This is a genomic window from Rhodoplanes roseus (genome assembly GCF_003258865.1).
Lineage (GTDB): Bacteria > Pseudomonadota > Alphaproteobacteria > Rhizobiales > Xanthobacteraceae > Rhodoplanes > Rhodoplanes roseus.
This window is the reverse complement of the sequence record NZ_NPEX01000954.1, coordinates 1-245: the sequence shown is the minus strand read 5'-3', so window position 1 is coordinate 245 and position 245 is coordinate 1. Positions and strand designations below refer to the sequence as shown.

General features: G+C 57.1%; 1 protein-coding gene. It reads left to right on the top strand.

Features of this window, described 5'->3' with window-relative positions; all coding sequences use genetic code 11:
- Positions 1 to 245 (top strand): translation initiation factor IF-3 (gene infC / locus CH341_RS33150; RefSeq protein WP_111423776.1); only part of this gene is annotated, 245 nt, incomplete at both ends.

Here is a 245-nt window from a genome sequence, read left to right as displayed (position 1 = left end):
TCGCCCAATCAGCGACCGCCCGTCTGCAAGATTCTGGACTACGGCAAGTTCAAATACATCTCGCAGAAGAAGGCCTCTGAGGCGCGCAAGAAGCAGAAGACCGTCGACGTCAAAGAAGTGAAGATGCGGCCGAACATCGACACGCACGATTACGAAGTGAAAATGCGCAATGCGCGGCGCTTCGTCGAGGACGGCGACAAGGTCAAAGTGACGATGCGCTTCCGTGGGCGCGAAATGGCGCACCA